We start from the raw sequence: 18783 nt of genomic DNA, 5'->3' as shown, positions 1-18783 counted from the left end.
GCAAACTACCCGATGCACACGAGTGTGCTGGAAGGGGTGAACAACAAGATCAAAGTGATAAAGCGCATGGCATATGGATTTAGGGACTCAGAATACTTTTTTCTGAAAATCAAGGCGGCCTTCCCCGGAAAGCCGCGATGAACCATAAAAAAGGGCATGCCAACTGGCATGCCCTTTATATCCTTCCGATTATTGTGCGTCCAGATATCGCTCAGCATCGAGGGCGGCCATGCAGCCGGTCCCTGCGGAGGTGATCGCCTGGCGGTAGACGTGGTCGGCCACGTCGCCGGCGGCGAACACGCCCGGGATGCTGGTCTGGGTTGCGAACCCTTCCAGTCCGCCACGCACTTTCAGATAGCCGTTTTCCATCGCCAGCTGCCCTTCGAAGATCTGGGTGTTGGGCTGGTGACCGATGGCGATGAAGACCCCCATCAGCGGCAGCTCGGAGGTGGTGTCATCCCGGGTGCTGCGCAGGCGCACGCCGGTGACGCCCATGTCGTCACCCAGTACTTCGTCCAGGGTCTGATGGGTGTGCAGGACGATATTGCCGCTCTCGACCTTGTCGTTGAGGCGCTTGATCAGGATCTTCTCGGCGCGGAACTCGTCGCGGCGATGGATGAGGTGCACCTTTTTGGCGATGTTGGCCAGATAGAGTGCCTCTTCCACGGCGGTGTTGCCGCCGCCGACCACTGCCACTTCCTGATTGCGGTAGAAGAAGCCGTCACAGGTGGCGCAGGCGGAGACGCCGCGGCCCTTGAAAGCCTCTTCGGAGGGCAGACCCAGATATTTGGCGGAGGCACCGGTGGCGAGGATCAGCGCATCGCAGGTGTATTCACCGTTGTCCCCCTTGAGGCGGAAGGGACGCTCGGTCAGCGTCACTTCATTGATATGATCAAAGAGGATGCGGGTATCGAACTTCTCTGCATGCTCTTTCATGCGCTCCATCAGGGCCGGGCCGGTCAGCCCTTCCGCGTCCCCTGGCCAGTTTTCCACTTCGGTGGTGGTGGTCAGCTGACCACCTTGCTGCATGCCGGTGATGAGCAGGGGATTGAGGTTGGCGCGAGCGGCATAGACGGCCGCAGTGTAACCTGCCGGACCGGATCCCAGGATCAGCAGTTTGCTGTGAGTGACTTGGCTCATGATGTGATTTCCGAGACGTGATGAGTTTGCGCGATTGTAGGTAATTCGTGATCCGTGGTCAAAGGCCAGCGCATCGATTGGGGCAATCGCCAGCAAGAGGGGTGAGCCGGGGATGGCAGGCATAAAAAAACCGCCCATCGCGGGCGGATTTTCACTCATCTACCTCCCTTTGCAGGGACGCGATCAGTTCAGCAGGGTCAGGGGATCCGTGTAAGCCAGGTTGTGGGCCACGGCAACCTCCTTGCAGGTGATTTTGCCCGCCATCACGTTCAGGCCGTGCAACAGGTGGGGATCGGCGAGCAGAGCGTTGCGATAGCCCTGTTCGGCCAGCTTGATGATGAAGGGGAGGGTGGCGTTGTTCAGGGCCACGGTGGAGGTCCGCGCCACGGCACCCGGCATGTTGGCCACGCAGTAGTGCACCACCTCGTCGACGATGAAGGTGGGATCTTCATGGGTGGTGGCATGGGAGGTCTCGACACAGCCGCCCTGGTCGATGGCCACGTCCACGATGGCTGCACCGGGTTTCATGCGAGCAATGTGGTCACGGCTGACAAGTTTTGGCGCAGTGGCGCCAGGTACCAGCACGCCGCCGATGACCAGGTCCGCCGCCAGCAGATGGCGCTCCAGGGTCTCGCGGTTGGAGTAGACCACCTTGGCAGCCCCTTGGAACTCGCTGTCGAGACGGCGCAGGGTATCGACGTTGTTGTCGAGGATGGTGACGTCGGCACGCAGGCCGACGGCCATGCGGGCTGCGTTGGAGCCCACCACACCACCACCGATGATCACCACCTTGGCCGGTTCCACACCGGGCACACCGCCGAGCAGCACGCCGCTGCCGCCACGGGATTTCTCCAGTGCCTGGGCTCCGGCCTGAATAGACATGCGTCCGGCCACTTCCGACATGGGGGCCAGCAGGGGCAGACCGCCACGACCGTCTGTGACGGTTTCATAGGCGATGCAGACGGCACCACTGTCGATGAGATCCTGGGTCTGGGCCAGGTCCGGCGCCAGATGCAGATAGGTAAAGAGGGTCTGGCCGGGACGCAGCATGGCCCGTTCCACTGCCTGGGGTTCCTTGACCTTGACGATCATCTCCGCCTTGGCGAAAACTTCGGCAGCGGAGGCTAGGATCTCGGCTCCGGCAGCCAGATAATCTGCGTCACTGAACCCAATGCCATTTCCTGCGCCGCTTTGGACGAAAACAGTATGGTTTCGTGCTGTCAGTTCACGTACACTGGCCGGAACCATGCCTACGCGATATTCATGGTTTTTTATTTCCTTAGGTACACCGATAATCATGCTATCCCTCGTCTATCGATTGGTGGTTTATGTTGCCTAGATGTTAAGCGACATTTGCGCCTAGTATATTCAGGTATTGACAGGATTTGTGACCATTATTATAAAATGACTGGTGATTCTTACCAAAAAATAGCCAAAGGATGGAATTAAATGATGGAAGCTAAGAGTCGGCTAAAGGATTTGGACAGGATTGACCGCAACATTCTGAATGAACTGCAAAAGGATGGCAGGATTTCGAACGTTGAGTTGTCCAAACGAGTTGGCCTGAGTCCCACACCGTGTCTGGAACGGGTTCGTCGCCTGGAGCGACAAGGGTATATCGAAGGATATGCCGCCATTCTGAACCCTCATTATCTGGACGCGTCTCTGCTGGTGTTCGTGGAAATTACCCTCAATCGTGGCGCCCCCGATGTGTTCGAGCAGTTCAACAAGGCTGTTCAGGTGCTCGAAGAGATCCAGGAGTGCCATCTGGTGTCCGGTGATTTCGACTATCTGCTCAAGACCCGCGTCAGCGACATGTCCGCTTACCGCCGCCTGCTGGGTGAAACCCTGCTGCGTCTGCCGGGCGTCAACGACACCCGCACCTACGTGGTGATGGAAGAGGTCAAACAGAGCAGTCGTCTGGTGATCAGCACCCGATAAGCGGGGTTGTGCTGTGACTTGCAAGTTCCATGACGAGTCACGATAGTCAGAAACGAGCGGCCGGTCCGCTCGTTTCTTCTTATAGAGAGTTTCAGGCCCGCCCTCAGGCACTGGCTGACAATCGGTGGGCTTTTCAGGGATACTAGGCCCCCTATCCCCGCATTCATGTTTTCACAAAGGAGCCGGAGTTTGGCCGATAAAAAGCTGTTTACTCCTTTATCAGGTACACAACGGATCTTCGAGGCCGTCTTGATCGCCATCACCCTGATGGCTGCCTATCTTTTGCTTGCCCTGCTGACCTACCATCCCGCCGATCCCGGCTGGTCGCAAACCTCCTGGCAAGGGGAGGTGAAAAACCTCGCGGGCAGCGCCGGTGCCTGGCTCGCCGACATCACCATGTTTACCTTCGGGGCCTTCTCCTATCTGGTGCCCCCCCTGGTAGTGCTGCTTGGCTGGAGCCTGTTCTGGCGCCCGAGCAAGCTGCTGGAAGTGGATTACCTCACCCTGTCGGTACGGATCATCGGCTTCGTGCTGACGGTGCTTGGCATGTCCGCCATCGCCAGCATGAACTTCAACGACTTGCAGAACTTTTCCGCCGGCGGCCTGGTGGGGGATGTGATCGCCTCCGCCGTGGTGCCGCTGTTTGGCGGCGTGGGGGCCAACCTGATGCTGCTCTGCTTCGTGGCGACCGGCATCACCCTCTTTACCGGCTGGTCCTGGCTCACCATTGTCGAGCGCATCGGTGCCGCCTGCACCGGCTCTGTCAGCGCCATCTACCATTTCCCCACCACTCTGGGCCGCTGGCTCACCGGTGGCTGGCGCCAGCCTCGCTATGAGGGGCCGGATCCCCTGCTGGAAGGGGGCGTGGGTAGCTTCGATCAGGAAGAGGATGACGAAGACCCCCACAGCAGCTGGACACGCAACCCCAAGGCGAAGAATCGCGCTCAAAAGACAAAAGCTGACGAATGGCTGCCGGAGCTTGACGAAGACACCTTCCAGTTCGATCCGCAGTTTGACGACGAAGAGGACGAGGCTCCGGCGCCTGCCGCCAAGGGCAAGCGCGTGGCCAATGGCCGTCCGCGTCCCGCCGTGCGCCAGGAAGAAGATGACCTCGACTTGCCCTGGGCGGAGGGGGATGACGAACCCGATGCTCCCGTTGCCGCTGCTCCGGTGAAAGCCAAGCGCCGTCCCCAGCCCGGTCTGGCCCCTTTGCCGAGCATCGATCTGCTGGACAGGCCGCCCGCCAAGACCCAGATGATGAGCAAGGACGAGCTGGAGCGCATGGGCCGGCTGGTGGAGGCGAAGCTCGCCGATTACAACGTGCAGGCCAAGGTGGTGGGCGTCTATCCCGGTCCCGTCATTACCCGCTTCGAACTGGACCTGGCGCCGGGCATGAAGGCGAGCAAGATCACCAATCTTTCCCGGGATCTCGCCCGTTCTCTCTCTGCCAGCAGCGTGCGGGTGGTGGAAGTGATCCCGGGCAAGACGTTCGTCGGGATCGAGCTGCCCAACCGGGTACGCCAGACCGTCTACCTGCGGGAGACCCTGGACTGCGAGGCGTTCGCGGCCAGCCGCAATCCGCTCACCATGGGGCTGGGTCAGGACATCGCGGGGGAACCCGTGGTGGTGAACCTCGCCAAGATGCCCCACCTGCTGGTGGCGGGTACCACGGGCTCGGGCAAGTCGGTGGGGGTGAACACCATGATCATCTCCATGCTCTACAAATCCTCCCCCGAGGATCTGCGTTTCATCATGATCGACCCCAAGATGCTGGAGCTCTCGGTCTATGAAGGGATTCCGCATCTGCTGACCGAGGTGGTCACCGACATGAAGGATGCCGCCAACGCCCTGCGCTGGTGCGTAGGCGAGATGGAGCGTCGCTACAAGCTGATGTCCGCGGTCGGGGTGCGCAACCTCAAGGGGTACAACGACAAGGTGCTGGCCGCCATCGAGGCGGGGGATCCCTTGGTCGACCCCCTGTGGCGTCCGGGCGACTCCATGGATCAGATGCCGCCGGAGCTGGAAAAGCTGCCCCACATCGTGGTGGTGGTGGACGAGTTTGCCGACATGATGATGATCGTCGGCAAGAAGGTGGAGGAGCTTATCGCCCGTATCGCCCAGAAGGCGCGGGCGGCCGGTATTCACCTTATCCTCGCGACCCAGCGTCCGTCGGTGGATGTCATTACCGGCCTCATCAAGGCCAACATCCCGACCCGTATCTCCTTCCAGGTGTCGAGCAAGATCGATTCGCGCACCATCCTGGACCAGGGGGGCGCCGAATCCCTGCTCGGCATGGGTGACATGCTCTACATGCCTGCCGGCACCTCCAACCCCACCCGTGTCCACGGTGCCTTCGTCGATGACCACGAGGTACACAAGGTGGTGGCGGACTGGAAACTGCGTGGTGAGCCGGATTACATCGACGAGATCCTCTCCGGCGAGTCGGACGGCGAGGGCGGCGGTGGCGACTTCGGCGGGGGCGGCGATGAAGAGCTCGATCCCCTGTTCGACGAGGCGGTGGCCTTCGTGGTGGAATCCCGCCGTGGCTCCACCTCCAGCGTCCAGCGCAAGTTCAAGATCGGTTACAACCGGGCGGCCCGTCTCATCGAGCAGATGGAAAACCAGGGCATCGTCAGCGCCCCGGGTGGCAACGGCCAGCGCGACGTGCTGGCACCGCCGCCGGTTCGTGACTAAGCCTAACTCCTGTATCATTCTGGCCATGCCCTTTGCGGGCGTGGCCTTTTATCGAGAACCTCCCTATGAAGAGCCTGATGAAAAAACAACTGTTGATGGGTTCCATTCTGCTGGTTGCCAGCAGCCAGGTGTGGGCCGATGCGGCCAGCGATCTCAAGGAGAAGCTCTCCTCCGTCAATGTCTTCTCCGCGACATTTGCCCAGACCGTTTATGACAGCAAGGGCAAGGAGCTGCAAAAGGCGAGCGGCTCCCTGCTGGTGCAGCGACCCAACCGCTTCAACTGGCACACTACCTCCCCGGACGAGAGCCTGATCGTGGCCGATGGCAAGGATGTGTGGGTGTACGACCCCTTCGTCGAGCAGGTCACCGCTCTCAAGATGAAGGATGCGGTGCTCAACACCCCCTTCGTGCTCATCGCGGGCAACGACAACAGCCTCTGGAAGAACTATGACGTGACCCAGGAAGGGGATGTCTATACCGTCACCAGCCGCAACAAGGACGAGCTGATCGCCTCCTTTCGCATCACCTTCGACCGTCAGAACAACATCAGTCGCTTCGACGTGAAAGAGGCCCAGGGCCAGTGGAGCGAGTTCACCCTGAGCAGCTTCAACCGCAAGCCGGTGCTCAAGGGCAACGAATTTGTCTTCAAGATCCCGAAGGGGGTCGAGTTGGACGACCAGCGCTGATGAGCCAGCCGTTACCGGCGTTATCGTCTGACCGGGCGTTGTTTATGACCGGTCAGATGCAAGGTCAATGCAGATGAGCAATTTATCCCTGGATTTCTCCTCGGACTTTCGTCCGCTTGCGGCCCGGATGCGGCCGCAAACCCTCGAGCAGTACATCGGCCAGCAGCATATCCTGGGGCCGGACAAGCCCCTGCGAAAAGCGATCCTGGCGGGGCACTGCCACTCCATGATCCTCTGGGGCCCCCCCGGCACCGGCAAGACCACGCTGGCAGAACTGGTTGCCCACTACTGCCAGGCGGAGGTGGAGCGGCTCTCGGCGGTCACCTCCGGCATCAAGGAGATCCGCGCCGCCCTCGACAAGGCGAAGGAGAACGGGTGGCGCGGGGTGCGCACCATCCTGTTCGTGGATGAAGTCCACCGCTTCAACAAGAGCCAGCAGGATGTCTTCCTGCCCCACATCGAAGACGGCACCATCACCTTCATCGGCGCCACCACCGAGAACCCCTCGTTCGAGCTCAACAATGCGCTGCTCTCCCGGGCCCGGGTCTATCTGCTCAAGAGGCTGGAGGAGCATGACATCCTCGCCATGATCGATCAGGCGATGCAGGACCCGCGCGGCCTCAATGACCCTAGCCTGCGCTTTGCCCCCGGGGCCAAGGAGGCGCTGGCGAAAGCGGTGGACGGGGACGGGCGCAAGTCTCTGAACTATCTGGAGCTCCTGGCCGACATGGCCGAGGCCGACAGCTCAGGGGCGCGGGTGATCGACAGTACCCTGCTCGCCGCCGTGGTGGGGGAGCACGTGGCCCGTTTCGACAAGGGCGGCGATCACTTCTACGACCTCATCTCGGCGGTGCACAAGTCCATTCGCGGCTCGGCACCGGATGCGGCCCTCTACTGGTATGCCCGCATGGTGAGCGCCGGCTGCGATCCCCTCTACATCGCCCGCCGCTTGCTGGCGATTGCCTCGGAAGACGTGGGCAACGCCGATCCCCGTGCCATGCAGGTGGCGCTCTCGGCCTGGGACTGCTTCCATCGCATCGGCCCGGCGGAAGGGGAGCGGGCCATCGCCCAGGCCATCGTCTACCTCGCCTGCGCCCCCAAGAGCAATGCGGTCTACACCGCCTGGAAGGCGGCGCTTCACGACGCCAAGAACCTGCCGGACTTCGAGGTGCCACCGCACCTTCGCAATGCACCGACCAAGCTGATGAGCGAGCTGGGCTACGGCGCCGAATATCGCTACGCCCACGACGAGCCGGGGGCCTATGCCGCCGGCGAGCAGTACTTCCCCCCGGAGCTTGCCGGCAAGCAGTACTATCAACCCACCGAGCGGGGGCTTGAGAAGCAGATAGCCCAGAAGCTCGACTATCTGCACGAGCTGGACAAGCAGAGCCCGCGCAAGCGATAGGAAAGACCTTCAAGCCCCTTGCCCGGAAAGCGCACGGCAAAGGCATCAGGGGAGGGGGGCCCGGCAAAAACGGGCGTAATAGTCCCTGTTCGGGCGGGGGGGCGGTCTGCTACACTGCCCGTCTGACCCCGGTTGTCTTGGCCTTGCACCATCTTCTTGATTTCGAAGGCCCGATTCCGAAGGCAAAGGGGTGCGCCAACCGATGTTAACTTCCGGATCTGTTTCCCAACCCGGTCACGATGACCCGGGCCCAGATCCCATTAAAAAAAGTAGGTAAACCATGCTGGATCCCAAATATCTGCGCAGCGACATCACCGAAGCTGCCGCTCGTCTGGCGACACGTGGCTACGTTCTGGACGTAGCGGCGGTCAATGTTCTGGAAGAGAAACGCAAGGATCTGCAGTCCCGCACCCAGGAGCTGCAGGCCGAGCGCAACGCCCGCTCCAAGTCCATCGGTGAGGCTGCCCGTCGTGGTGAAGATGTTGCCCCCCTCAAGGCCGAGGTGACCAAGATCAACGACGAGCTCGAGACCAGCAAGGTCGAGCTGGAGGCCCTGCTGGCCCAGCTCAAGGGGATCGCCGACGCCATCCCCAACCTGCCGAGCGAGACCGCCCCGGTGGGCCGTGACGAGAACGACAACGTGGAGGTCCGCCGCTGGGGTACCCCGCGTGAGTTCGATTTCCCGGTACGCGATCACATCGATCTGGGTGAGGCGGCCAAGGGGGTCGACTTCAAGAACGGCGTCAAGCTCTCCGGCGCCCGTTTCGTGGTCATGAAGGGCCAGATTGCCCGTCTGCACCGCGCCCTGGCCCAGTTCATGCTGGACCTGCACACCCTGCAGCACGGCTACACCGAGTGCTACGTGCCCTATCTGGTCAACCCGGACAGCCTGTACGGCACCGGCCAGCTGCCCAAGTTCTCCCAGGATCTCTTCAATACCGGCATCGAAGGGGAAGGGGAAGACGAAGGCAAGGTGCGCAAGTTCTCCCTCATCCCGACCTCCGAAGTGCCGCTCACCAACATGGCCCGTGACGAGATCTTCGACGAGCAGGAGCTGCCCATCAAGATGACCGCCCACAGCCCCTGCTTCCGCTCCGAAGCGGGCTCCTACGGTCGTGATACCCGTGGCCTCATCCGTATGCACCAGTTCGACAAGGTCGAGATGGTGCAACTGGTGCACCCGGAAAAATCCTGGGATGCCCTGGAAGAGATGGTGGGTCACGCCGAGAAGGTGCTGCAACTGCTGGAGCTGCCGTATCGCGTGATGGCGCTTTCCACCGGTGACATGGGCTTCTGCGCCGCCAAGACCTACGATCTGGAAGTGTGGCTGCCGGCCCAGAACACCTATCGCGAGATCTCCTCCGTTTCCAACTGCACCGACTTCCAGGCGCGCCGCATGCAGGCTCGCGTGCGCATCGACGGCAAGCCGCAGCTCATTCACACCCTGAATGGTTCCGGTCTGGCGGTGGGTCGTACCCTGGTGGCCGTGCTCGAGAACTACCAGCAGGCAGATGGCCGCATCGCCATCCCGGCTGCGCTGCAATCCTACATGGGCGGCCTGACCCACATCGGGTAAGCGCTCGTTGCAGACGACAACGCCATGGCATGCCATGGCGTTGTGCATTCTGGGCCCGGGAAACCCGCCGCAAGGGGAAGGGATAGCTCCCTTCGGGCCTGTAACACAATTTTATCAAGCATTGCGCAATCGTTTTTGTTAGACTGCGCCGCAATTTCGCAGGACATCTTTTTCTATGGTCTGGATTGATTACGCCATCATCGGCATCGTCGGTTTCTCCGCCCTCATCAGCCTGGTGCGCGGCTTTCTCAAGGAGGCCATGTCTCTGGTCACCTGGTTCGTCGCCTTTTTCATTGCCAGCCATTTCTATCCCGATCTCGCCGTCTATTTCACCTCTTTCTCTGATGCCATGGTTCGCAACGGTCTGGCCATCGCCGCCCTGTTCGTGGCGACCCTGATCCTGGGGAGCGTGGTGAACTACGTGGTGGGCCTGCTGGTGGAAAAGACCGGGCTTTCCGGCACAGACAGGGTGCTCGGGGTCTGTTTTGGCGCCATTCGCGGGGTGCTGATCGTCAGCGCCCTGCTGTTTTTCATGGACACCTTCACCAGCCTCTCCCAGAGCGACTGGTGGATGGCGTCCAGGCTGGTGCCGGAGTTCAAGCCGGTGATCCAGTGGTTTTTCGGGTTCATGATGAACTCGTCCAGTTTTCTTCAACAGGTACAGTGACTTCGAGGTAGCAAAGACATGTGCGGTATTGTCGGTATAGTTGGCACCACTCCCGTCAATCAGGCCCTCTACGACGCCTTGACGGTGTTGCAGCACAGGGGACAGGATGCCGCCGGGATCGTGACCATTGACAGTGGAAACTTCCGGCAACGCAAGGCCAACGGTCTGGTGAAGGATGTGTTTGAAGTGCGCCACATGCAGCGCCTGAAAGGGAATATCGGCATCGGACACGTCCGTTATCCCACCGCAGGCAGCTCCAGTGCGGCAGAGGCGCAGCCGTTTTACGTGAACTCCCCCTACGGCATGGTGCTGGCCCACAACGGCAACCTCACCAACGCCAAGGAGCTCAAGGAGCAGCAGTTCAAGGTGGCCCGCCGTCACATCAACACCACCTCGGACTCCGAAGTGCTGTTGAACGTGCTGGCCCACGAGCTGGACTTGTGCGACAAGATGGCGCTGCGCCCGGAAGATATCTTCTCGGCGGTGCGCAAGGTGCACCAGCAGATCCGCGGCGCCTATGCCGTGGTCTCTCTGGTGATCGGCCACGGCCTCATCGGGTTCCGTGACCCGAACGGCATTCGCCCGCTGATCCTGGGTCGCCGGGTCGACGAGCAGGGGCAGGTGGAGTACATGCTCGCCTCCGAGAGCGTGGCCCTCGACGCCATCGGCTTCGAGACGGTGCGTGACGTCGCTCCGGGCGAGGCCATCTACATCACCGAGCAGGGCCAGCTCTTCTCCGAGCAGTGTGCGGAAAGCCCGCAGATGAACCCCTGCATCTTCGAATACGTCTACTTCGCCCGTCCCGACTCCTTCATCGACAAGGTCTCCGTCTATGCCGCCCGCCTCAACATGGGTCGCAAGCTGGGCCAGAAGATCGCACGGGAGTGGGACGATCTCGACGTGGACGTGGTCATCCCCATCCCCGAGACCTCCTGCGACGTGGCGCTGGAAATCGCCCACACCCTGGGCCTGCCGTACCGTCAGGGCTTCGTGAAGAACCGCTACATCGGCCGTACCTTCATCATGCCGGGCCAGACCCAGCGCAAGAAGTCGGTGCGCCGCAAGCTCAACGCCATCAGCTCCGAATTCAAGGGCAAGAAGGTGTTGCTGGTGGACGACTCCATCGTGCGGGGCACCACCTCCGAGCAGATCATCCAGATGGCCCGTGAAGCGGGGGCCGCCAAGGTCTACTTCGCCTCGGCCGCGCCGGAAATTCGCTTCCCCAACGTCTACGGCATCGACATGCCCACCGCCAACGAGCTCATTGCCCATGGTCGTGAAGTGGAAGAGGTGTGCAAGCTTATCGGTGCTGACGGCCTCATCTTCCAGGATCTGGAAGATCTGGAAGAGGCGGTGCGGGAGATCAACCCCGAGCTGCGCCACTTCGAGACCTCGGTCTTCAACGGCCACTACGTCACCTCCGACGTGGATCAGGGTTATCTGGACCACCTCAATGCCCTGCGCAGCGACGACAACAAGGCCGTGCGCGAGTGGCAGGAAGGGACCAGCAACCTCGAGATCTTCAACGAAGGCAGTTAAACGTTTTCAGATTGCCAGCGTGATGAACAACAGGGGGGCCTCGGCCCCCCTGTTGCATGGATGCGCCTTGCGGCGAAACTGAGGGGGCCTCAGGCCAGATCCTCCCCGTTGCTCGCGATCACCTTCTTGTACCACCAGAACGACTTCTTGCGCCGGCGGGCCAGGGTGCCATGGCCGGCGTCGTCCCTGTCCACGTGGACGAAGCCGTAGCGCTTGCTCATCTCGCCGGTGGAGGCGGAGACGAGATCGATGCAGCCCCAGCTGGTGTACCCCATCAGGGGCACGCCGTCCTCGATGGCGTCCCCCATGGCCTCGATGTGGGCGCGCAGGTAGGCGATGCGGTAGTCGTCCTCTATCTCCCCTTGCTCGTTCACTTCGTCCACCGCTCCCAGGCCGTTTTCCACCAGGAAGAGGGGCTTCTGGTAGCGATCGTGCAAGGTGTTGAGGGTGATGCGAAGGCCCAGGGGATCGATGCCCCAGCCCCACTCGCTCACCTCGATGTGGGGATTGCGCAGGGACTTGACCACGTTGGCCTCGCTGGTGTTGCCCGCATTCATGTCGGCGGCGGCGCAGCGGGAGGCGTAGTAGCTGAAGGAGACGAAATCCACGGTGTGCCTGAGGATCTCGTCATCTTCCGGCCCCTTCACCAGGGTGACCCCCTTGTCACGAAACACCCTCTGCGCATAGGCCGGATAGGCGCCCCTGGCCTGCACGTCGATGAAGAGGAGGTTCTCCCGATCTTTCTGGAGGGCGGTCCAGACGTCGGCGGGCTTGCAGGAGTAGGGGTAGAAGTTGCCCCCCGCCAGCATGCAGCCCACCTGGTTGGCCGGGTTCACCTCGTGGGCGATCCGGGTCGCCAGGGCGCTGGCCACCAGCTCGTGGTGGGCGGCCTGATACTTCACCTGATCCTGGTGCTCCCCTTCCTCGAACACCAGCCCCGCCCCGGAGAAGGGGCTGTGCAGCAGGATGTTGATCTCGTTGAAGGTGAGCCAGTACTTCACCAGGCCGTCGAACTGCTCGAAGCAGGTGCGGGCGTAGCGGGTGAAAAACTCCACCATCTGGCGGTTGCGCCAGGAGCCGTACTCGGTCACCAGGTGCATGGGCACATCGAAGTGGCACAGGGTCACCAGGGGCTCGATGTTGTACTTTCTGCACTCCTCGAACACCGCCCGGTAGAAGGCGATGCCCTCGGCATTGGGCTCGCGCTCGTCCCCCCTGGGGTAGAGACGGGCCCAGGCGATGGAGGTGCGAAACACGGTGAAGCCCATCTCGGCCATCAGGGCGATGTCCTCCCGATAGCGGTGATAGAAGTCGATGGCTCCGTGGCTTGGGTAGAACTCGTCATCTTGCAGGGTGATGCGCTTCTCCTGGCCGAGTTTGACCGCCATGCGGCGCGGGCCATGGGGGATCATGTCCACCGTGGTCAGCCCCTTGCCCCCCTCGAGATAGCCGCCCTCCGCCTGATTGGCGGCCAGGGCACCGCCCCAGAGAAAGCCCTCGGGAAATCTTGTTAACGACATTGGTTACCTCTTGTCATGTCTGAATGGGGTGTCACAGTCCGGCCTGCGCCTGGCTCGTGGCGACGGGTTGCACGGGCTCGGCGCGGGGGGCCGGGCTCTCGACCGGGATGTCCTCGAACCCCATCACCAGGGTCAGCACGAAGGAGAGCACCACGGAGAGGGCCATCACGCCGAACACCCAGGCGATGGTCATGGGGTTGGCCGGATCGAAGAACTGCACGCTGGTAAAGAGCCCGGGGACGGCCATGGAGTGGCTGGCGAGCCCCGCCATGCCGGCGACGGCACCGCAGACAAAGCCGCTGATGAGGCTCGCGATGAGCGGACGCTTGAGGCGCAGGGCCACACCGTAGAGTGCGGGTTCGGAGATCCCCGCCATGATGGCGGAGGCGGCCGCCGCGAGCGCCGTCTGGCGCAGTTCCGGGTTACGGGTGCGCCAGGCCACCGCCAGGGACGAGCCGCCAAGAGAGAGATTGGCGCCGATTTCGGAGGGCATCACCATGCCTTCCTTGCCGGTCTCGGCGATGGTCTGGATGATGGTCGGGGTGAAGACGCGGTGCATGCCGGTCATCACCAGCAGGGGCCACAAAGCCCCCATGATGGCCACCGACAGCCAGCCCAGGTAGTCGTGGACCGTGTAGACCAGGCCGGAGATGGCGGTGCCAATCCAGATGCCGACGGGGCCGATGAAGAGGATGGCCAGCGGCGCCGCGATCAGCACGATCAGCATGGGTTTGAGGAAGTTCTTGGTGACCGCCGGAGTGATGCGGTCGACCCAGCCCTCGATGTAGGAGAGGCACCAGGTCATCACCAGGGCCGGAATGACGGTGTAGGTGTATTTGACCGCGGTCACCGGGACCAGGGCGAAGGTCACCTGCTCTCCTTCGGCGGCTCTGGCCATCAGCTCGATGAAGCTGGGGTGCACCAGCACGCCTGCGATGGCGATGGCCAGGGACATGTTGGTCTTGAACTTGACGGCGGCGGAGGCGGCCACCATCAGGGGCAGGAAGAAGAAGGCCCCATCCCCGGCCACCGTGAGGATGGTGAGGGTCGAGGAGCCTTTCTCCAGCACGCCGGTCATCTCCAGCACCATGGCCAGCAGCTTGAGCATGGAGCCGCCGATGATGGCCGGGATGAGGGGGGACATGGTGCCGATCAGGGCGTCGAGGATGGCGGCGCCCATGCGGCGCAGGCTCCAGCCAGCGGAAACTTCCGGAAGCGGGGTCTGCCCGCCACCCTGGGGCAGCAGGGCCAGCACCTCGCGATAGGCGTGGGAGACGGTGTTGCCGATGATCACCTGACACTGGTTGTCCGCCTGCACCACCCCGAGCACGCCGGTGATCGCCTTGAGGGCAGGGCCATTGACCCGGGCGGGATCGCCGAGCACAAAGCGCAGCCGCGTCATGCAGTGGGTCACGGCGACGACGTTGTCGGCGCCGCCGAGTGCGGTGATGACGGTACCGGCCAGAGCCGCATAGTTTTTTGACATCGAGGTAGATCCTTTTAACCAAGTGGGCCTGCTCGCCCCCGCCGCCGCGAAGGGCGGGAACGCGCATGAAACTGAATGTGGAACCGGTTCCACATAGAGTGCGCGGCCTGAGCGCGGGAGACAAGCATCTTGTGCAGCGAGCGTCCGGATCCGTGAATGGGATCACTGAACCCGGGCCTGCACGCCATTCGTGCGACGACAAGCCGGGGGCGGTGCAGTACACTGCGCCCCGTTACGAGCAAGGGAGAACACAATGACGACGATGCTGGAGGTGGCAAGGCGGGCAGGGGTGTCGAAGGCGACGGTCTCCCGGGTGTTGTCGGGCAATGGTTACACCAGCCAGGAGACCCGGGACCGGGTGCAGCAGGCCATCGAGGAGTGCGGCTATCGCCCCAACCTGGTGGCGAGGCAGCTGGCGACCAGGCATACCCGGACCCTGGGACTGGTGGTTACCAACACCCTCTACCACGGCGTCTACTTCGGCGAGCTGCTCTCCCAGGTGGCGCGGATGACCGAGGATCGCGGGCGCCAGCTCATACTGGCGGACGGCAAGCACAGCGCCGACGAGGAGCGCCAGGCCATCCAGTATCTGCTCGATTCCCGTTGCGATGGCGTCATCATCTATCCGCGCTTTCTTGGGGTGGAGGAGATGGACGAGATCATCGAGCAGCATGAGCAGCCCATCATGGTGCTCAACCGGCGTCTGAGCCGCCATCCGGCCCACTGCGTCTATGCGGATCAGCAGGCGGCGGCGGAGGCGGTGGTGGACAAGCTGGTGGCCATGGGGCACAGGGAGATCGCCTTCATCGCAGGCTCTGCGGATTCCCCCACCGGCGCCGAGCGCCTGGCCGGTTACCGGCAGGCGCTGATCCGGCACGGCATCCCCGTGCAGGAGACCTTGATCGCCCCCGGCAAATGGACCCCCGCCTGTGGCGCGGCCGCCGTCTCGACCTTGCTGGCGCGAGGCGCTCGCTTCAGCGCCCTGGTGGCCAGCAACGATGACATGGCGATCGGGGCCATCAAACGGCTGCACGAAGCCGGTGTGATGGTGCCTGACGAGGTCTCGGTGGTGGGGTTCGACGACATCCCCCTGGCCCCTTACGTCATTCCCGCGCTGTCGAGCGTCAAGATGCCGGTGAACGGGATGATCCAGGAGACCATCAACCGCCTGATCACCATGGTGGAGGAGGGGAGCCGGGACGCACTGCCCGCCTTCAGCGGCACCCTGATCCGCCGCGACTCCCTCAGGCGTCTGACGGGCTGAGCCATGATGGCGGTGGGCAGGCCGGGCGGGATCCGTTAGCATAGGCCCCCCGGCGCCAGGCGCCGCGTGTCGTATCAACAGATGAGAGTTCAGATGGATGACCTGTTAGCCCCCGTTCGCCAGTTCCTGCATTGCGAGACCCCGGATGAGTGGGTGGAAATGGCGCGGGATCCCGCCCAGTTGCCGACCCTGCTTATCGATCACGCCAACTGCGAGAACAAGGCGGCACTCACCGCCCACAGCCTGGTGCGCCGCTACTGCCTGCCCAAGGAGAAGCGTCACCTGCTGCCCAAGCTGACCTTCTACCGGGAGCTCGATGCCTTGCCGGAGAAGGCGGAGATCCTCGGCAAGCGCACCATGGGCGAATCAGACAGGAGCGTGTTTGCCGAGCTGGAGCGCAATCCCCTGCTGTTCCCCATGGTGCGCCTCATCCAGGAGGAGTTGCACCACTTCGAGCAGGTGCTGGAGATCATGGCCGCACGGGGCATCCCCTATGGTCCCGTCACCGCCTCCCGCTATGCCCGCAGCCTGCTGACCCATGTGCGCACCTACGAGCCGGCGGCCGTGGTGGACAAGATGATCATCGGTGCCTATATCGAAGCGCGATCCTGCGAGCGTTTTGCCAGGCTGGCCCCTCATCTGGACGAGGAGCTTGGCCGCTTCTATGTCTCCCTGCTGCGCTCGGAGGCGCGTCACTATCAGGACTACCTGGCCCTGGCACAGACGTTCGCAGACGAAGACATCAGTGAGCGGGTGGCCTTCTTCGGTCGCCTGGAGGCCGAGCTCATCTGTTCGCCGGATCCGCAATTCCGGTTCCATAGCGGACTGCCTGTCAGATCTGACAGTTGTTGAGGTGACGGGGGCTGCCTACCATTCCCCTGTTCCTACTACGAGCGACGCAATCACTTTTTGAGCGCAATCCCCCGGCGACTGATGAGACATCAGGCCGGGTTTTTTTATGTCTGGCGCAAGGGGAAACGCGCCGCGGGATCAGCGGCGGTATTCGTTGTTGTAGTTCTGAATGAGGCGGCGGGTGACGTCGTGCTGGGGATCGGCGAAGACCCGCAAGGTCTTGCCGCGCTCCACCACACGGCCTTCGTGCATCACCAGCACCTCGTCGCTGATGTGGCTCACGATCCCCAGATCGTTGGCCACCAGTACATAGCTCAGCCCCATGGTCTCCTGCATCTCCAGCAGCAGGTTGATGATCTGGGAGCGTACCGAAATATCCAGGGTCGAGAGCGCCTCGTCAGCCACCACTATCTTGGGATTGAGGATGAGCGCCCGTGCCAGCCCCACCCGCTGCTGCTGGCCGGCGGAGAGCATCTGGGGATAGAAGAGGGCGTGGTCGGGCAGCATGCCCACCATGCGCAGGGTCTGGATCACCTTCTCCCGGCGCTCCTCCTCGCTCAGGGCCGTGTTGAGGCGAAGGGGGGTCTCCAGGATCTGGCCGACCCGGATTTTCCGGTTAAGGGAGGTGTTGGGGTCCTGGAAGATCATCCGCAGCAGCTTGCAGCGTGTCTGGTAATCGCCGTGGACCATGGGTTGCCCCTCGATGGCGATCTCCCCGCCGCTCGGTTCAATCATGCCCGCCAGAATGCGGGCCAGGGTGCTCTTGCCCGAGCCCGCCTCCCCGACGATGGCCAGGGTCTGGCCCACCTCGAGATCGAACGAGAGGGGCTTTATCGCCTCCACCGCACGGCGCCTGAACAGGCCGGTGCGGTTCTGGTAGGTCTTGCACAGGCCCCTGACCTGCAACAGGGAAGGTTCGGTCACGACGTGGTCTCCTTGGGTGTGCTCGCCGGATAGAGGGGCTGACGGGGTGGGCAGGTGCCCCGGATCAGGGTCTGGTGCCGGTTCATTTCTTCGGTTCTTCCATGTTGAGGGGGAAGTGGCAACTGAACTGATGCCCCTTGACCTTGCTCATCAGCGGCGTCTGCACGCACTGCTTCTGGGCGTAGGGGCAGCGTGGGCCGAGGCGGCAGCCGATGGGCAGATGCTGCAGCGGCGGTATCACCCCGGGCAGGGTCTCGAGCCGGGACTTGTGGCGCACCAGCTTGTCAAAGTCGGGGATGGATTTGAGCAGGGCATCCGTATAGGGGTGGTGAGGGGATTCCAGGATCTGGTCCCGGGTCCCCACTTCCACCATCTGGCCGCAATACATGATGTTGAGGGTGTCGGTCAGGTTCGCGATGGCGGCGATGTCGTTGCTGATGATGAGGATGGTGGTATTGCCCAGCTTGTTCATCTTGTCCAGCAACCGCAGGATCTGGGAGTGGGTGGTGGACTCCATGGCGCTGGTGGGCTCGTCCGCCACCAGCAGGCGCGGCTGGTTGGCGATGGCCATGGCGATCATCACCTTCTGGCACATGCCGTCCGACAGTTCGTGGGGATAGGCCCGCATTACCTTGCGGTGATCCTTGACCCCAACCCGGTGCAGCAGGGCGATGGCCCGCTTCTTGCGCCACTGGAAACGCTGCCAGAACTTGCCGGTGAAGGCGCTGGTGGGGATGGCCTCTTCGAGCTGGGTGCCTATCTCCTCGGAGGGGTCGAGGCAGCTGATGGGGTCCTGGAAGATCATCGCTATCTCCCGCCCCATGATGCGGCGCCGCTCCTTGGGCGCCATGGTCAGCAGGTCCATGTCGTTGAAGCGCATCCGGTCGGCGCGCACCGTCCAGTTGTCCTTCTGGATGCCGACGATCACCTTGGCCACCAGGCTCTTGCCCGAGCCGGATTCCCCCACCAGCCCGCGGATCTCCCCCTCGTTCAGGGTCAGGCTGACTCTGTCCACCGCCTTGACCTTGCCCTGGGGGGTGTCGATTTCGATGGTGAGGTTGCGTATGTCGAGCAGGGGCATCAGCAACG

The 18783-nt window shown here is 62.5% G+C and carries 16 protein-coding genes; 10 read left to right on the top strand and 6 right to left on the bottom strand.

All coding sequences use genetic code 11. From position 1 onward, the window contains the following. Positions 1-141 (top strand): transposase (locus J9892_RS13985; protein WP_210537842.1); only part of this gene is annotated, 141 nt, incomplete at its 5' end. Between the two features lie 48 nt (positions 142-189). Here J9892_RS13985 and trxB read toward each other — a convergent pair. Next, positions 190-1140 carry a thioredoxin-disulfide reductase gene (gene trxB / locus J9892_RS13980; protein ID WP_010674516.1) on the bottom strand — a complete coding sequence of 317 codons (951 nt, stop codon included), beginning with the start codon at positions 1138-1140 and terminating at the stop codon, positions 190-192. Positions 1141-1323: 183 nt separating this feature from the next. Continuing rightward, positions 1324-2439, bottom strand: a complete 1116-nt coding sequence (gene ald / locus J9892_RS13975; protein WP_010674517.1) for an alanine dehydrogenase — start codon at positions 2437-2439, stop codon at positions 1324-1326. 150 nt (positions 2440-2589) lie between these two features. Here ald and lrp point away from each other — a divergent pair, with 150 nt between their 5' ends. The 7 genes from lrp to purF all read left to right on the top strand — a co-directional run bounded on the left by lrp (position 2590) and on the right by purF (position 11648). Further along, the gene (lrp, locus tag J9892_RS13970) at positions 2590-3081 is read left to right on the top strand and encodes a leucine-responsive transcriptional regulator Lrp (RefSeq protein ID WP_005300047.1); all 492 of its coding nucleotides are present in this window, start codon (positions 2590-2592) and stop codon (positions 3079-3081) included. A gap of 189 nt (positions 3082-3270) precedes the next feature. Then, on the top strand, positions 3271-5775 hold the full coding sequence (locus tag J9892_RS13965) for a DNA translocase FtsK 4TM domain-containing protein (protein WP_029314440.1): 2505 nt from the start codon (positions 3271-3273) through the stop codon (positions 5773-5775). 77 nt (positions 5776-5852) lie between these two features. Further along, on the top strand, positions 5853-6461 hold the full coding sequence (lolA, locus tag J9892_RS13960; RefSeq protein ID WP_039039163.1) for an outer membrane lipoprotein chaperone LolA: 609 nt from the start codon (positions 5853-5855) through the stop codon (positions 6459-6461). 67 nt (positions 6462-6528) lie between these two features. Further along, on the top strand, positions 6529-7866 hold the full coding sequence (locus J9892_RS13955; RefSeq protein WP_041201597.1) for a replication-associated recombination protein A: 1338 nt from the start codon (positions 6529-6531) through the stop codon (positions 7864-7866). A 280-nt stretch (positions 7867-8146) separates the two neighbouring features. Continuing rightward, positions 8147-9442 (top strand): serine--tRNA ligase, encoded by a 1296-nt coding sequence (gene serS / locus J9892_RS13950; RefSeq protein ID WP_010674521.1) that lies wholly within the window; start codon positions 8147-8149, stop codon positions 9440-9442. A gap of 175 nt (positions 9443-9617) precedes the next feature. Beyond that, complete coding sequence (locus tag J9892_RS13945) at positions 9618-10109, top strand: CvpA family protein (RefSeq protein WP_048207538.1); 492 nt, start codon at positions 9618-9620, stop codon at positions 10107-10109. Between the two features lie 18 nt (positions 10110-10127). Next, positions 10128-11648: an amidophosphoribosyltransferase gene (gene purF, locus J9892_RS13940; protein WP_041215287.1), complete on the top strand. Its 1521-nt coding sequence runs from the start codon at positions 10128-10130 to the stop codon at positions 11646-11648. Between the two features lie 89 nt (positions 11649-11737). Here the strand turns inward: purF and J9892_RS13935 are convergent, their stop codons facing one another. Both J9892_RS13935 and ascF read right to left on the bottom strand, forming a co-directional pair. Beyond that, positions 11738-13168: a 6-phospho-beta-glucosidase gene (locus J9892_RS13935; protein WP_201872081.1), complete on the bottom strand. Its 1431-nt coding sequence runs from the start codon at positions 13166-13168 to the stop codon at positions 11738-11740. Positions 13169-13199: 31 nt separating this feature from the next. Then, positions 13200-14654, bottom strand: a complete 1455-nt coding sequence (ascF, locus tag J9892_RS13930) for a PTS cellobiose/arbutin/salicin transporter subunit IIBC (protein ID WP_201872079.1) — start codon at positions 14652-14654, stop codon at positions 13200-13202. Between the two features lie 253 nt (positions 14655-14907). Between ascF and J9892_RS13925 the strand changes: the two genes are divergently transcribed. Then, positions 14908-15918, top strand: coding sequence for a LacI family DNA-binding transcriptional regulator (locus tag J9892_RS13925; protein ID WP_042863778.1), 1011 nt, complete (start codon positions 14908-14910; stop codon positions 15916-15918). Between the two features lie 93 nt (positions 15919-16011). Then, complete coding sequence (miaE, locus tag J9892_RS13920) at positions 16012-16770, top strand: tRNA isopentenyl-2-thiomethyl-A-37 hydroxylase MiaE (protein WP_042016277.1); 759 nt, start codon at positions 16012-16014, stop codon at positions 16768-16770. A 138-nt stretch (positions 16771-16908) separates the two neighbouring features. Here the strand turns inward: miaE and J9892_RS13915 are convergent, their stop codons facing one another. Together J9892_RS13915 and J9892_RS13910 are read right to left on the bottom strand one after the other, a co-directional pair. Further along, complete coding sequence (locus tag J9892_RS13915) at positions 16909-17694, bottom strand: ABC transporter ATP-binding protein (protein ID WP_039039015.1); 786 nt, start codon at positions 17692-17694, stop codon at positions 16909-16911. 82 nt (positions 17695-17776) lie between these two features. Then, on the bottom strand, positions 17777-18775 hold the full coding sequence (locus J9892_RS13910) for an oligopeptide/dipeptide ABC transporter ATP-binding protein (RefSeq protein ID WP_010674529.1): 999 nt from the start codon (positions 18773-18775) through the stop codon (positions 17777-17779). Between the last annotated feature and the right edge of the window lie 8 nt (positions 18776-18783).

Origin of the sequence: Aeromonas sp. Prich7-2 (assembly GCF_017939255.1) — a bacterium.
Classification (GTDB): domain Bacteria; phylum Pseudomonadota; class Gammaproteobacteria; order Enterobacterales; family Aeromonadaceae; genus Aeromonas; species Aeromonas caviae.
This window is presented reverse-complemented; position numbering and strand designations above follow the sequence as displayed.